Below are 14,514 nucleotides of genomic sequence, written 5' to 3' on the forward strand. Positions count from 1 at the left end.
CGGCAAAGCCGTCTCGAAGGGGGAGGACGCTCTTCAAAACGCTCTTGAAATCAGGGCAAAGGGACTGCGCCGGGCCGACGGTTGGAGGTCCCCGCCGCAAAGCCGCCCGGCGCCTCTTTGATCCTCCAACCCAAGCCGGGCGCAAATGAGGCGAGGGCGGTTGATCGTGCCGATTGGTTAAGCAGGTGCTGACGGTTGCTCGGTCCCTGAGCCCAGATGCAGCACGTCGCGGGCGATCGTAGGCATGCCGCCCTTGCTCGCATTGCGCTGCCGGGCCCGGCCCGCCATCGCGCCCAGGCGGTCAAGGAAGCGCGCGGCCCAGTTGTCGACGCTATGGGTCCGCGCCGCGCGCATCAGCCCTTCCCAGCGCGCCCTGCGCTCCTCGAGCGGCATCGACAGTCCCATCCGCATCGCCTCGGCCGTCTCGTCGGTGTCGAACGGGTTGACCTGCAGCGCATCCTCGAAGATCTCTGCGGCGCCGGCGAAGCGGGAGAGCACGAGCACCCCGGGATCCTCGGGGTTCTGCGAGCCCACATATTCATGGGCGACGAGGTTCATCCCGTCCCGGAGCGGAGTGACGAGCCCGATCCGAGCCATGCGGTAGAGCCCCGCAAGGCTCGGCTGGCCGTAGGCCCGCTTCACATAGGTCAGGGGCTGCCAGTCGGGCTCGGCGAAACGCCCCATCACATGCCCGCACATCGCGTCGAGCTGGTCGGAATGGTGCTGGTATTCCTTGATCGTGTCGCGCGAGGGCGGCGCGATCTGGAGCAGATGCACCCCGCGCCGCAGCTGGGGATTGTTGGCGAGGAGCTTTTCATAGGCTTCGACCCGCTGGGGCAGGCCCTTGGAATAATCGAGCCGGTCGACACCGAGGATCAGCCGCTGCTCGTCCATGGCCCGTTGCATGCGCCGGACCATCTTGTTGGCCGCCGGGCTCACCGCGAGCCGCGCGAAGGCATCGGGATCCGACCCGATCGGGAAGGCCTCGACGATCGTCTTGGAAAAATCCACCGCCTTCAGCGGGTCGCCCGACAGCGAGAGCGGAGCCTGATGGTCGGCAAATTCGTTGAACGCCACGATGTCGCGCTGCGCCTGCATGCCGACGAGATCGTAATGGGACAGGTCCCGCATCAGTTCGAGATGATGGGGAATTGCGAAAAGCGTGTCGGCGACCGGGAAGGGGATATGCAGATAAAACCCGATTCGATTGCGCGCCCCGAGCCGCCGCAGCTCCGCCGCCAGCGGGATCAGGTGATAGTCGTGCACCCAGATGACGTCGTCCGGCTTGAGATGCGGCCGCAGCGCTTCGGCAAACCGCGTGTTGACCCGCCGGTATCCCTCATACCACTGGCCATCGAACGTCGTCAGGTCGAGCCTCAGGTGGAAGGCTGGCCAGAGGATGGAATTGGAGAAGCCGGCGTAATACGCATGGTGGTCCTGCCGGGTCAGGTCGATCTTGCCGACCGTCAGGCCGTCGACCTCTTCGAAGCGCGCTTCACGCGGCGGCTGCTCGGAGAGCTTGCCCGACCAGCCGAACCAGAACCCGTCGCGCTCCGCCAGCGTCTTGCGCAGGGCCACCGCCAGGCCTCCCGCTGCCGGACCGGTGCTGGGGGTGCGATTGGAGACGATGACGAGTCTGCTCATGAGGTTCGAGGGTCCAATTTCTGTAATTTGTGTAATTTGGGTGAAATTTGATGCTCGTTTTGCGTCCTATGCAGCGTCCGCGAGCCCTCTGAGGAGGGCGTGGACGGAGGCGATATCGGCGATCCGCATGCGGGCGCTGGTGTCGCCTTCCCCGAGCTTGATCCCGACCCCGCCCAGTTCCTGAACGGCGCGGAAGCCGTCCTCATCGGTCGTATCATCGCCAAGAAAGACCGGAATCCGGCCGGCGAACGGCTCTTCAAGCATGAACGCCCGCACCGCCGCACCCTTGTCGACACCTGTTGCCCGGGCTTCGAACACCATCTTGCCGGGCACGATGGTAAAGCCCTCGACCGCCGCCACCGCCTCTTCCATGGCGCGCCGGCAATCCTCTGCCAATTGCGGCGCCTGCCGATAATGGAGCGCCACGGCCCCGGCCTTCGGCTCGAGGATCAGGTCCGGGTTTGCCATTGCAAGTGGTTCAAGGAATTGAGCAATTTCGCTTGCGATGCGGATGCCGGCCGCGCCCGCATCCTCGAAACTGCCATCCGCGCGCCGACGCTGTGCGCCATGGCTTCCCGCCACCGGCAGGCGGATCGGGTCGAGATAGCGGTCGATATCCTCCACCGGCCGGCCAGTGACGATGGCGAGCGCGCTTTCGAGCTTCTCGGCCGTGCGCACCAGCTGGTCAGCAAGTTGCCGCGGCATTTCAACGGCATCGGGGGTTTCGGCGAGCTCGACGAGCGTGCCGTCGAAATCGGTGAAAATGGCGAGCCGCACCGCGGGAGCGGACGGGTCGATCATGTCTGGTTCTGGCATGTGCCTGCTTCGATCTTGCATCGGGGCCTGAAAGGCCAACGCCCGGAGCGGCGAATGGTTTCACCGCGCAATGCGCGGCACGCGGATCCGAAGATGAACGCCATCTTAACAGCCCGTTACGCCCGCATTCAACCCCGTGGCGCAATATCGTCAACACCGGGGCGGAAATCATGCTCCCCGTCTAATGATCCGGAGCAAGTTATCGGAGCCGGGTGCCGTGTTGATCCGAGGGTTACGCAAGCCGATGACTGTCGGAGGGATCAGGAAGATTCTATGCTGGAGGAAATGATGGGACAAGCTGTTGTAATACGCTCTTCGCTGATTGGGCTTTTTGCGCTCTGTCTCGTGACGCTCGCTTTCGCAGCGTCGAGCATGCCGATCCCGGCGGCGCCGCAAAGCATTTACATGCCGATCGGCTGACCTAGTCGAGCGGGATGCCAACCGATCCCTTGTTGCGCTGGTAAGCCTCGGAGAGGTCAGCATAAAGCGCGCCGATGTCGTCGAGGCGCGCCACGAGAGCCTCGCGGCTTCCGCGGTCGAGGCTCGCCACCATTCGCGCAATGTCATGGCTCGTCCAATAGGCATTGACGCTCTGGTAGCCGCCGGGCTCGAGCGTGAAGACTTCCTTCAGAATGCGCAGATCGTGCGGGATGTTGAAGGCGTCGCGGCTCTCCTCATGGCTGAAGAGATAGTAGAAATTGTCGTATCCGGCCCAGGTGATTGCCGAAAGGCAGAGCGAGCAGGGCTCGTGGGTCGCGAGGAAGATGCAGTCCGCGGGCGCCGGCACCTGGTCGCGCCCGCGCTCGTAAAGCCTTTTGATCGCGTGCATTTCCCCGTGCCACAGCGGGTTCTCGACCTCATTGTTGGTCTCGGCGATGACGAGCGACAGGTCCGATTTCAGCAGAATCGCAGCCCCGAAGATCTTGTTGCCACGCGCCACGCCGGCGCGGGTCAGCGGCGCGATGTCGTTCTCGATCACATCGAGCAGGCGGTCGATCAGTTGCGGGGTGTGAACCATGGTGCGTCCTAGCGGGCGAGGCGGGTGAACGTCGCGATCTCGGCATTGGCGCCATCGAGAAAGATGAGCGTCGCCCCGTCGCGCCGAAAGCGGCGGGTCTCGGCAAGCACCCCGAAAAATGCCGCTTCCTGCTCGGCAACCGCTCCGGCGCAGGCCATTCGGGTCGCCGCGACCGCGCTGAAGGCGAGCATGTCACCAGCCATCTGGGCCTGCGCGAAATAGCTGTTGCAGCCGCCCCGTCCGCCGGCCCGCAGGTCTCCGGCGATCGAAAGCGTGCTCGCCGGGCTCGTCGGCAATGGCTCGCCGCGAAGGGTCGTCGCGCGCCAGGTGATGTCGGTGATGGGCGTCTCGTCAACCGGCTCTGCCAGACGTGCCGCCGGCGGGGCGGCGAGCGCCACGCGCTGCAGCAGAAAGCCCAGATCCGCCGGAGGGGCGAGCGGGTCGAGCCGGAATGGCTCGGTATTCGTGAAGATCACCCCATCGGGCGTGAAAATCTCCGCAACGAGGCCATAGGCCCTGCCGGGCATGACGATGCGGTCTTCGAAGGCCAGCGAGAAGCGAAGCGGCACCTGGCCGGGGCTGGCGATGGCGCCTTCGGCCTGCACCCGGGTGAGCGGGGTGGCAAGGGAGAGATCGACGAGCTTTACCCTCAGCCGTGCATCGGCCGGCAGCGCGATGCGCTCGCGATAGGTGACTTCGCCGGTGACCGTGACCCGCTCGGCGAGCACGGGTGCGGCTCCAAGCCCGACCAGAAGCAAAAGGCTCGCACAAAGGGCTCGGATAAAGGTCATTTCAGGCTCCCCACATAGGCTCGAGCCCACAGTATGGCCCATTTGCGACGGTGCAGCGACCGGCGCCCGACCACTAGGGTAAAGGCTTTCGTCCTCAGGGGGATATCACGACTTCGAAGGGCGTCGCAAAATCATGTTCTTCAAGGTTCCTGCCGTCGCCGCCGCGGTCGACGACGAGGAATTCCGCAGCGTTATCAAGGGGGGTGAGCACCCCATGCCAGACATTGCGTCCGATGTTCACCCCTTGCCCTGCGCTTGTCAGAAATGCGCGCGGCCGGCCCGGCTCACCACCCTCATCGGGTGCGACGATGACGAGAAACGGATCGGGGCCCAGGGGACAAAAGGCCTGGCTCCCCAGCGGATGGCGCTCCATCATGGTGAGCGTCAGGGGAAGCCTGTAGGGCTGGCCGACGAAGATCGAGATCAGCGGCCGCGGATTTTCCCCGCCCAGTTCTACGGTTGCGAGGTCGTGGTAGCGCTCGGTCATGCCCTTGTTGATGGTGTAGTGATGTGCGCCCGCCTTCTCGATCACCTGCCCGAACGGGGCAAAATCCGTCGCAGTCAGCGTCTCGACGAGGATCTGCCGTTCGCCCGTCACGGCGTCGGCTCCGTAACGGTGTTGGCCGCGTCGCCCCCGCCCATGTAGACGGCGATGAGGCGCATGGGGATATCTCCCGTATTGGTGCCGTTATGCGTCCAGCCGACCGCCTCGAGCACGCTGTCGCCGGCCCGAAAGGTGCGCGTCCCTTTCTCCCCGTAATCGACGGTCAGTTCCCCTTCCAGGATGTGTGCGAAGAGCGGTACCTCATGGCTGTGCCACCCGGTCTCGCCACCGGGCGGAATGGTGACGATTGCGGCGGTCACCTTGGCTTCGCCTTCGGGGTAGGCGAGGGGCGTGCCCAGCACGTCGACGTTTTGCGAAAGGAGCGGCGTCAGCAGGTTGGAGTAGCTCGCCGCCTCTTCGGCAACCGCGCCCACGGGAACGGCGAGCAGTGCCGCCCCGAGCATCCATGCGTTCAGCGTCCTCATGGCCGACCTCCCCGGGGCGTCAGCCCGCCAGCGTTCCGAAAAGCCTCAGGCGCGAAATGCCGCCATCGGGGTGAATGTTGACCCGAACATGGGTAACCGGTCCCGTCGGCTCGGCGAGATCGTAATTGTGGATCGCGTCGGGCCCGAGCTTCTGGGGCGCCAGCACTTCCTGCCAGAACATTGAGGAGGTGACGATGGGCGTGTCGAGGCCATCGAAACCGGCGCCGAGATCGGCGGCCTGGATCGAGACCTGATCGGGGTAATTGCCCTTGTAATGGGCCGTATCCACCTCGATCGCGGAGATCGACCCGCGTGCGCCCAATGCCAGGATGATCCAGTCATTGCCAGGCACGCGCCGCCGGCGGGTTTCCCAGCCATCGCCCATATTCAGCCCCCGGCCCGGTGACAGCATGCGCTGGAAATTGCCGTAATGGGCGTCCGAATAGGCGACGACGCGACCGCCATTGAGCGCGGAAGCCAGATCGAGCCGCTCCCCCGAGCGCGACGCGGCATCGATCTCGGGGCGACCATAGACCCGGAGCCGCGCCACTCCGCCATCGGGGTAGATGTTGAGCCGCACATGGGTCCAGGCGGCCTCCGACGTGCAGGCGAAGAAATGGTGCGCGCTAGCGCCGAGCGCGCTCACGGGCAGAAGCGGCACCCACTCGGTGTCGGAGTCCGGCGCGCCCTCGACGCGACAGGCATCGATCGAGCACGCGGGCGGAAAATTGCCCGTAAACCAGGCCGTATTGACGTCGAAACCGGAAATCACGCCCGGCACGGCGAGTTTGACGACCGCATGATCGTGTCCCGGCCCGCGCTTGCGGATGCTCTCCCATCCATCCATGTACTTGCCGTGATCGTCATAGAGATCGGGGTCGAAGGCCGGCACGGTGTCGGCCAGCATTCTGCTGCCCTCGGCAAAGAAATCGTCGCTGACCGACAGCACTTCGGCGCCGAGGCCGGCTGAAGCGAGGTTCACCCCATTGCGGACGAAGGCAGGAATGGCATCGGAGGGCAGTTCGGGCTGGTGGAGGATCGGCATCGGGCTCGTTTCGGAAGGCGGATGAGGATTTCAGTTAGCCCCAGCCGAGCAGGCCAGACAAGGGCCAATCAGTGTTCTGCAGGCGTCTCGAGGTCGGTCCGGAGCCGCGACAGCATTGCGCTCGCATAGGCGGCATAGGGGCCGATCCAGCGCTCGTGGATGGCATGGATCGGCAAGGCATCGAGATGGTTGTAGCGCTCGCGCCCCCGTCGTTCGGCGACGACAAGCCCCGCATCCTCGAGCACGCGCAGATGCTGCATGACGGTGCAGCGGTCGAGCGCCGGAAACCGTGCGCAGAGCGCGCCCGTCGTCATCGGAGCAGGCTTCAAGGCATCCAGCATGGCGCGGCGAACGCGGTGCGAAAGCGCCTTGAAGATCAGGTCATCGGCGTCGTCACTTGACATGTTATAAATCTATAACATAATTTCCCACCCCACAAGCAGGAGGTTGGGATGGAGCTCAGATTTTCCGTATCCGGGCGCATTGCGCGGCCGGTTTCCGAAGTCTTCGAGGCAGTGGTCGATCCGGCGCAGTTGTCATCCTTTTTCACGACCGGCGGGGCTGAGGGCCGTCTCGAACCGGGCGCGACGGTCACCTGGGATTTCGCGGATTTCCCCGGTGCCTTTCCCGTCGAAGTGGTGAGCGTCGAGAAAGACCGGCAGATCGTGCTGCGCTGGGACGCCGCCGAGGACGGGGAAGGGCCCTACAAAACCCTCGTGACGCTGGATTTCGCGCCGCTCGAAGACGGGCGGACATTGGTGACGATCTCGGAGTCCGGCTGGCGCGAGAACGCAACCGGGCTCCAGAGCTGCATCGGCAATTGCGGGGGATGGATGAATGCCCTCAGTTGCATGAAGGCTTGGCTCGAGCACGGCATCCGCCTGCGCGACGGCTTCTTTGCCTGAACGCTAAATGGCGGTGGCGTCGCATGACCGCCACAAACGCCGTCAAGGTTGCGCCCATCTGCGAACGAAATCGGAAGAGGGGCCGATGCTACGGTTCGTCCTGACCTTGACTGGAGTTTTTTTGATGAGTTTTGCCGCCCTGGCGCAGTCGCCGGCCCCTTCCATCCTGCCCGATTCAGAGATTTCGTCTTTGATCGCAACGCGCATCGACGACGAGAATCGGGGGGTCGGGATCGTCGTCGGCGTCCTCGAGCCCGAGGGCACGCGCATCGTGACCTACGGCAAGCTTTCCAAAGACGATCCGAGCCCCCTGACCGGCGATACACTCTTTGAAATCGGATCGATCTCGAAGGTTTTCACTGCGTTGCTGCTCGCCGATGCTGTCGAGCGCGGCGAAGTGCGGCTCGACCAGCCCGTGGCCGATTTCCTCCCCGAAGGCGTCTCGATGCCCGAGCGGGACGGGGTGAAGATCACTCTGCTGGATCTGGCGACCCATATGTCAGGCCTGCCGCGACTGCCCGACAATTTCAAGCCGCAGAATCCGGCCAACCCTTATCTCGGCTATGACGAGGGCGACCTGCATGCCTTTCTGAACGCTTATGAATTGCCGCGCGGAGTGGGCGAGGCCTTCGAATATTCCAATCTCGGCTATGGGCTTCTCGGCCATGTCCTCGCGACCCGCGCGGGCACCGATTATGCGAGCCTCCTGCGCGAGCGCATTCTCGCGCCGCTCGGGATGAACCGTACGGCGAGCGCGCTCGACCCCGATTTCCGCGAAGGCCTGGCAAGCGGGCACGCCGCTTCGCTCGATCCGGTGCCGAACTGGGATCTCGGGCTCTTTGCCGGTGCGGGCGCCGTGCGTTCGACGGCCAATGACATGCTGCTTTTCCTCGGGGCCGCAACCGGACAGGTGGAGACGCCGCTTGCGCCTGCGTTCGCCCTCATGCTCGAGACGCGGCGCAGCACCGGGGCCGAAGGCACCGACATTGCGCTGGGCTGGTTCGTCGTTGCGCGCGATCCCGGCGAGATCGTCTGGCACAATGGCGCGACGGGTGGCTACACCGCGTCCACCGGCTTCCGCCGCGCGGATGGCGCAGGGGTAGTGGTCTTGACCAATACGGCCCACGAGGCCGGGGGCGAGGACATCGGGCTTCACCTGCTCGACCCCAGCCTGCCGCTTTCGCAGCCTCCGGTCGAACGGACGGCGATCGACCTCGCGCCCGGGGTGCTCGACCGCTATGTCGGGCGCTACCAGCTTTCGCCCGACTTCTTCATCGAGGTCACCCGCGAGGGGGATGGGCTCTTCGCGCAGGCGACGGGCCAGGATCGATTCGAGATCTTCCCAGAGAGCGACACGGCCTTCTTTTATACCGTCGTCGACGCGCAGATCCGCTTCGAGACGGATGCCGAGGGTCGAGGGACGGGGCTCGTCCTCACCCAGCACGGGCAGAACCTGCCCGGTCAGAGGCTCGAATAGGCTTCCCGCCTTCAGTCCGGCAGGACGGCGGCCAGCCTCAGATAGGCGATCCGCTCGACCTGCCGGCATGCGGTCTCGAATTCGGTTTCCCGGTCGTTTCCGAGCCGCTGCCTGAACGCCGCGATGATCGACTGCTTGGTGTTGTCGCGCACGGCGATGATCGGCGGAAAGCCGAATTTCTCCTGATAGGCGGCGTTGAGGCCGGTGAGTTCCGCGTGTTCCTCATCGGTCAGCGCATCTAGGCCCGCCGAGGCCTGTTCGGCAGCCGATGCTGCCGTCAGCCGCTTGGCCTGCGCCAGCTTGCCGGCAAGATCGGGGTGGGCGCGCAGCACGGCAAGGCGTTCCTCCGCGCCAGCGCTGCGGAAGACCGCGACCATCGCGGCGTGTAGGCCCGTCGCCGTATCGTTCGCCGGGCCCAGTTCCCGCTTCCACGTCCGCTCGGCGACCCATTCGGAGTGCTCGAAAATTCCGCCGAAAAGCGCCGTGAAATCGTCATAGGGCAGCTCGGACGGCCGGTTCTGCTGCGGCTCGTATGGGTGGTGGGCGATCCAGTGCCGGGCGATGTCGATCCGCCGGGCGATCCAGACCTTTTCGTGGCTCCGGACATAGTCGACGAAGCGGGCGAGCGCAGAGCTACGACCAGGCCGGCCGACGAGTCGGCAGTGAAGCCCGATGCTCATCATTTTGGGGTGTCCTGCCGCGCCTTCGGCATAGAGCGTGTCGAAGCTGTCTTTCAAATACTGGTAGAACTGCTCGCCCGAATTGAAGCCCTGCGGGGTTGCGAACCGCATGTCGTTGGCATCGAGCGTATAGGGGATGATGAGCTGGGGCGTTCCCAGATGTTCGCGCCAATAGGGCAGGTCGTCGTCATAGGCATCCGAAACGTAGAGGAAGCCGCCTTCTTCGCTCGCCAGGTCGACCGTGTTGATCGAAGTTCGCCCGCAATACCAACCGAGCGGGCGTTCGCCCGTCACCTCGGTATGAATGCGGATCGCATCGTGGAGATGGTTGCGCTCCGTTTCGATCGAAACGTCTCTGTAGTCGATCCATTTGAGCCCGTGGCTGGCGATCTCCCAGCCTGCCTCCTGCATGGCGCGAACCTGCGCCGGCCCGCGCTGCAGGGCGGTTGCGACACCATAGACGGTCACCGGAATTTCGCGCTCTGTGAACAGACGGTGGAGCCGCCAGAAGCCGGCGCGAGCGCCGTATTCATAGATCGACTCCATGTTCCAGTGGCGCTGGCCCGGCCAGGGCTGGGCCCCGACGATCTCGGAGAGGAAGGCTTCCGAAGCGGCATCGCCATGCAGGATATTGTTTTCTCCGCCCTCCTCATAGTTGAGGACGAACTGGACCGCGATATTGGCGCTACCCGGCCACTCGACCTTCGGGGTCCTCGGGCCATAGCCATGCATGTTTCTGGGGTAGCGCATTCCGGCCTCCGTTTGTCACGCTCGCTTTATGGCCTCTGGACCCCCATGCCCACAAGAGCGGCGAAAGTGGACCATCTGGTAAAATTTTCAGCATACCCCCTTTCAAGTGCGACGAAATTTTCAGATAGTCGCGCCAAGGGGCCCATTTGAGCAGGAAAGAACAATGGCGGATTCGGCGCGCCTGACGACGCACGTCCTCGATACCATGCACGGCCGTCCGGCCCGCGGCATGCGGCTCGATCTGGTGCTGGTGCATGGCGACCACACCCACCATCTGCTCGAAAGCTACACCAATGCCGATGGGCGCGTGGATCGCCCGCTGCTCGAAGGCGAGGATCTCCATCTCGCCGCCTACGAAATCCATTTTCACGTCGGCCAGTATTTCGAGCGGCTCGGCGTCGAGCTCGAGACGCCCTTCCTGGACGTCGTGCCCGTGCGCTTCACGCTTTCCGAACGCAGTCACTACCACGTGCCGCTGCTCGTCTCGCCCTTCGCCTATTCGACCTATAGGGGGAGCTGAGCTATGGCATCCACCGCCCTTGGACGTCTTTCGGGGATCCGCTCATGACGGAGATCCGCGGGACGCTGCGCTTCATCCTCAACGACAGCCTCGTTGAACTGACCGACATTTCGGCCACGCGGACGCTCCTCGATTTCCTGAGGCTCGACCGGCATCTGCGGGGCACCAAGGAGGGCTGCGCAGAGGGCGATTGCGGGGCCTGCACCGTGCTGGTCGGCCGGGTTTCGGGCGAGGGGATCGCCTATGAGAGCGTGAACGCCTGCATCGCCTTCGTGGGTGCCTTGGATGGCGCGCATGTGGTGACCATCGAGCATCTCTCGTCTCCCACGGGTCCGCTCCACCCGGTGCAGCAGGCCATGGTCGAGCACCACGGGTCCCAGTGCGGGTTCTGCACGCCTGGCATCGTCATGTCGCTCTATGCCCTCTGGATGAGGATGCCCGAGCCCGGGAGGCAGGATGTCGAGAAGGCGCTGCAGGGCAATCTCTGCCGCTGCACCGGCTATGCCCCGATCATCCGGGCAGCAGAAGCGGCTGCCGGCTTCGGACGGCCCGAGGAAGATCCGCTGGTGCTCGAGCGGTCAGGAATGGTCGCAAAACTGCGTGCACTTCAGGACGGCTCGCGCATCGAAATCGGGGAGGGGCGGGCGCGTCTCATCGTGCCCTCGGATGTCGAGGACCTCGCCCGGGTCTATGCCGCAGAGCCCGAGGCCACGCTCGTCGCCGGTTCCACCGATGTGGGGCTATGGGTCACCAAGTTCATGCGCGATATCGGTCCGTTGATCTTCATCGGCAATCTCGAGCAATTGCAGGGGATCGAGGACACGACAACCGGCGTGACGCTGGGGGCCGGGGTTTCCTATACGCGTGCCGCGCAAGTACTGGCCCGCCGCTTCCCCCAGATGGCCGAACTCTGGCACCGCATCGGTGGCGAGCAGGTGCGCAACATGGGGACGATCGGGGGCAATATCGCCAATGGCTCACCGATCGGGGACACACCGCCTCCGCTCATTGCGCTCGGTGCGAAGGTGACCCTGCGCAAGGGCTCCGAACGGCGGACGCTGAAGCTCGAAGAGTTCTTCATTGCTTATGGCAAGCAGGATCGCGCGCCGGGCGAATTCGTCGAGAGCGTCATGATCCCGGCGCTGCCGGCCGGCGAGCAGTTCGCAGTCTACAAGATCTCCAAGCGCCGGGAGGAAGACATCTCCACGCTCTGCGGCGCATTCCGCATCTTCGTCAACGATGCCGGCACGGTCGGCATGGTCCGGATCGCCTTCGGCGGCATGGCCGCGACGCCCAAGCGGGCGAGGGCGGTCGAAGCGGCGCTGGTTGGTCGGCCCTGGTCCGCCGAGACCATCGAGGCGGCCCTGCCGGCCTTTTCTGAGGATTTCCAGCCCATTTCCGACATGCGGGCCTCGGCAGACTACCGCATGCTGACGGCGCGCAACCTGTTGCGCCGCTTCCATCTCGAGACAACAGGCGCGGGCCAGCGCCTCGAGCGGGGTGCGGCATGAACAGGCAGCAAACCGATATCGCCCTTGCCGGCGGGCGGATGCACCAGAGCCTCGCCCATGACAGTGGCCGCAAGCACGTTTCGGGGCGGGCCGAATATATCGACGATATCGCCGAGCCGGCCGGGACGCTTCACGCCTATCTCGGGCTCTCCGCGATCGCCCATGGCGAGATCGTCTCGGTCGATCTCGATGCGGTCCGCGCGGCGCCGGGCGTGGTTGGCGTCCTGACGGCGGCCGATATTCCGGGCGAGAATGATGTGAGCCCGCCCCATAAGCACGACGATCCGGTCTTCGCCGAGGGTCGGGTGGAGTTTCTGGGTCAGCCCGTCTTTGCGGTGATCGGGGAAACCCGGGACGCCGCCCGTCGCGCCAGCCGGCTTGCGAAGATCACTTATGCCCCGCTGGCGGCCGCGCTCGATGTCGATGCGGCGCGGCGTGCCGGCGGCACGCTCGTCACCGAACCGCTGACGCTTGTCCGCGGCGACGTGGATGCGGGCCTCAGCCGAGCAAAGAACCGTGTCTCGGGTCGGATGACGATCGGCGGACAGGACCATTTCTATCTCGAAGGGCAGATCGCCTTTGCGCTGCCCGGTGAGGACGAGGACGTGATCGTCCATTCCTCGACCCAGCATCCGAGCGAAGTGCAGTTGATGGTCGCCCATGTGCTGGGCATCTCCCAGCACGCGGTGACGGTCAACGTCCGCCGGATGGGTGGCGGCTTTGGCGGCAAGGAAACGCAGGGCAATCTTTTTGCCGCCGTCGCGGCGCTCGCGGCCAAGCGCTTCAACCGCCCGGTCAAGATCCGTCCCGATCGCGACGATGACATGATCGCCACCGGCAAGCGGCACGATTTCGTTGTCGACTACGATGTCGGCTACGATGATGACGGGCGGATCGAGGCGGTCGACGCCGTCTATGCGGCTCGTTGCGGATTTTCAGCCGATCTGTCCGGACCGGTGACCGATCGGGCGCTGTTCCACGCCGACAACGCTTATTTTTACCCGGACGTGAGGGTGAGATCCGAGCCGCTGAAGACCAACACGGTCTCCAATACCGCCTTTCGCGGCTTCGGCGGACCACAGGGCATGCTTGCCGCGGAACGCTGGATCGAAGATATCGCCTATGCGCTGGGGCGCGATCCGCTCGAGATCCGGAAGGCCAATTTCTATGGCCAGGGTGATCGCAACATCACCCCCTACCACCAGACGGTGGAAGACAACATTATCGACCGGCTGGTCGGCGAACTCGAGGCCAGTGCCGACTATCGCGCTCGTCGCGAGGCGATCCTCGCTTTCAACCGGACGAGCCCGGTGCTCCGCAAGGGCATCGCGCTGACGCCGGTCAAGTTCGGCATCTCCTTTACCGCCACCTGGTACAATCAGGCCGGTGCGCTCGTGCACATCTACCGGGATGGCTCGATCCATCTCTCCCATGGCGGCACCGAGATGGGGCAGGGGCTCTATACCAAGGTCGCCCAGGTTCTCGCCGATGCCTTCGGCGTCGGCATCGATCGCATCAAGATCATGGGAACGACCACCGGCAAGGTGCCGAATACGTCGGCCACGGCGGCCTCCTCGGGGTCCGATCTCAACGGCATGGCCGCAGCCGATGCCGCCCGACAGATCAAGGCGCGGCTCGAAGCCCATGCGGCTCGGCTCTACGAAGTGCCGGCGGATGAAATTCTCTGGGTACCCAATGGTATAGAGGCCGGCGGACGGTTCGTTCCCTTCACCGAACTCGTGGCGTCGGCCTATCTCAACCGCGTGCAGCTCTCGGCGGCAGGCTTTTACAAGACCCCCAAGATTCATTGGGATCGTGGCAGCGGGCGCGGACGGCCTTTCCTCTATTACGCCTATGGCGCTTCGGTTTCCGAGGTCACGATCGACACCCTTACGGGGGAATACCAGGTCGATCGGGTGGATATCCTCCACGATGTAGGACGCTCGCTGAACCCGGCGATCGATCTGGGGCAGATCGAGGGCGGGTTCATCCAGGGCATGGGCTGGCTTACGACCGAGGAGCTCTGGTGGGACGAAAAGGGCGAATTGCGCACGCACGCGCCCTCTACCTACAAGATCCCGCTCGCTTCCGACGTACCGCCGATCTTCAACGTCAACCTCTGCGACTGGTCGGCCAATCGCGAGGAGACGATCGGACGCTCAAAAGCGGTGGGCGAGCCGCCGCTGATGCTTGCCATGTCGGTGGTCGAGGCGCTTTCCATGGCCGTTGCGTCGGTCGCAGACTACAAGGTGGCGCCGCGCCTCGATACGCCGGTGACGCCCGAGCGCGTCCTCATGGGGGTCGAGCGCATGCGGGCAGGGGGCTGAT

15 protein-coding genes are annotated in these 14,514 nt (G+C 64.6%); 6 read left to right on the forward strand and 9 right to left on the reverse strand.

Annotated elements, in window-relative coordinates:
* Positions 1–177: 177 nt before the first annotated feature.
* Positions 178–1,644, reverse strand: a complete 1,467-nt coding sequence (locus EMQ25_RS02875; protein ID WP_127187036.1) for an alpha,alpha-trehalose-phosphate synthase (UDP-forming) — start codon at positions 1,642–1,644, stop codon at positions 178–180.
* Positions 1,645–1,710: 66 nt separating this feature from the next.
* The gene (otsB, locus tag EMQ25_RS02880) at positions 1,711–2,460 is read right to left on the reverse strand and encodes a trehalose-phosphatase (RefSeq protein WP_204569831.1); all 750 of its coding nucleotides are present in this window, start codon (positions 2,458–2,460) and stop codon (positions 1,711–1,713) included.
* 273 nt (positions 2,461–2,733) lie between these two features.
* Between otsB and EMQ25_RS17960 the strand changes: the two genes are divergently transcribed.
* Positions 2,734–2,880 (forward strand): hypothetical protein, encoded by a 147-nt coding sequence (locus EMQ25_RS17960; RefSeq protein WP_158625934.1) that lies wholly within the window; start codon positions 2,734–2,736, stop codon positions 2,878–2,880.
* 1 nt (position 2,881) lies between these two features.
* Here the strand turns inward: EMQ25_RS17960 and EMQ25_RS02885 are convergent, their stop codons facing one another.
* The 6 genes from EMQ25_RS02885 to EMQ25_RS02910 all read right to left on the reverse strand — a co-directional run bounded on the left by EMQ25_RS02885 (position 2,882) and on the right by EMQ25_RS02910 (position 6,747).
* Positions 2,882–3,478, reverse strand: coding sequence for a nucleoside deaminase (locus tag EMQ25_RS02885; RefSeq protein ID WP_127187037.1), 597 nt, complete (start codon positions 3,476–3,478; stop codon positions 2,882–2,884).
* Between the two features lie 8 nt (positions 3,479–3,486).
* On the reverse strand, positions 3,487–4,269 hold the full coding sequence (locus EMQ25_RS02890; protein WP_158625935.1) for an META domain-containing protein: 783 nt from the start codon (positions 4,267–4,269) through the stop codon (positions 3,487–3,489).
* Between the two features lie 94 nt (positions 4,270–4,363).
* A complete protein-coding gene (locus EMQ25_RS02895; protein ID WP_127187039.1) occupies positions 4,364–4,867 on the reverse strand; it encodes an ureidoglycolate lyase in 504 nt (167 codons plus the stop codon).
* Complete coding sequence (locus EMQ25_RS02900; protein ID WP_127187040.1) at positions 4,864–5,298, reverse strand: cupin domain-containing protein; 435 nt, start codon at positions 5,296–5,298, stop codon at positions 4,864–4,866. The genes EMQ25_RS02895 and EMQ25_RS02900 overlap by 4 nt, the downstream gene beginning before the upstream one ends.
* Positions 5,299–5,317: 19 nt before the next feature.
* Positions 5,318–6,343, reverse strand: coding sequence for an allantoicase (gene alc, locus EMQ25_RS02905; protein ID WP_127187041.1), 1,026 nt, complete (start codon positions 6,341–6,343; stop codon positions 5,318–5,320).
* A gap of 68 nt (positions 6,344–6,411) precedes the next feature.
* Positions 6,412–6,747: an ArsR/SmtB family transcription factor gene (locus EMQ25_RS02910; protein ID WP_127187042.1), complete on the reverse strand. Its 336-nt coding sequence runs from the start codon at positions 6,745–6,747 to the stop codon at positions 6,412–6,414.
* Between the two features lie 48 nt (positions 6,748–6,795).
* Here EMQ25_RS02910 and EMQ25_RS02915 point away from each other — a divergent pair, with 48 nt between their 5' ends.
* Positions 6,796–7,248 carry an SRPBCC family protein gene (locus EMQ25_RS02915; protein WP_127187043.1) on the forward strand — a complete coding sequence of 151 codons (453 nt, stop codon included), beginning with the start codon at positions 6,796–6,798 and terminating at the stop codon, positions 7,246–7,248.
* Between the two features lie 124 nt (positions 7,249–7,372).
* Positions 7,373–8,725: a serine hydrolase gene (locus tag EMQ25_RS02920; protein ID WP_127187044.1), complete on the forward strand. Its 1,353-nt coding sequence runs from the start codon at positions 7,373–7,375 to the stop codon at positions 8,723–8,725.
* 11 nt (positions 8,726–8,736) lie between these two features.
* Here EMQ25_RS02920 and puuE read toward each other — a convergent pair whose 3' ends face one another.
* Complete coding sequence (gene puuE, locus EMQ25_RS02925) at positions 8,737–10,155, reverse strand: allantoinase PuuE (protein WP_127187045.1); 1,419 nt, start codon at positions 10,153–10,155, stop codon at positions 8,737–8,739.
* Between the two features lie 163 nt (positions 10,156–10,318).
* On the opposite strand from puuE, the gene uraH reads away from it, so the two are divergent.
* From uraH to xdhB, 3 genes are read left to right on the forward strand one after another with little or no spacing between them, the layout of a single operon-like run.
* Positions 10,319–10,675 (forward strand): hydroxyisourate hydrolase, encoded by a 357-nt coding sequence (gene uraH / locus EMQ25_RS02930; protein ID WP_127187046.1) that lies wholly within the window; start codon positions 10,319–10,321, stop codon positions 10,673–10,675.
* A gap of 44 nt (positions 10,676–10,719) precedes the next feature.
* On the forward strand, positions 10,720–12,186 hold the full coding sequence (gene xdhA, locus EMQ25_RS02935) for a xanthine dehydrogenase small subunit (RefSeq protein WP_127187047.1): 1,467 nt from the start codon (positions 10,720–10,722) through the stop codon (positions 12,184–12,186).
* Positions 12,183–14,513, forward strand: a complete 2,331-nt coding sequence (xdhB, locus tag EMQ25_RS02940; RefSeq protein ID WP_127187048.1) for a xanthine dehydrogenase molybdopterin binding subunit — start codon at positions 12,183–12,185, stop codon at positions 14,511–14,513. The genes xdhA and xdhB overlap by 4 nt, the downstream gene beginning before the upstream one ends.
* Position 14,514: the final 1 nt, after the last annotated feature.

Origin of the sequence: Arsenicitalea aurantiaca, assembly GCF_003994485.1 — a bacterium.
Classification (GTDB): Bacteria; Pseudomonadota; Alphaproteobacteria; order Rhizobiales; family Devosiaceae; genus Arsenicitalea; species Arsenicitalea aurantiaca.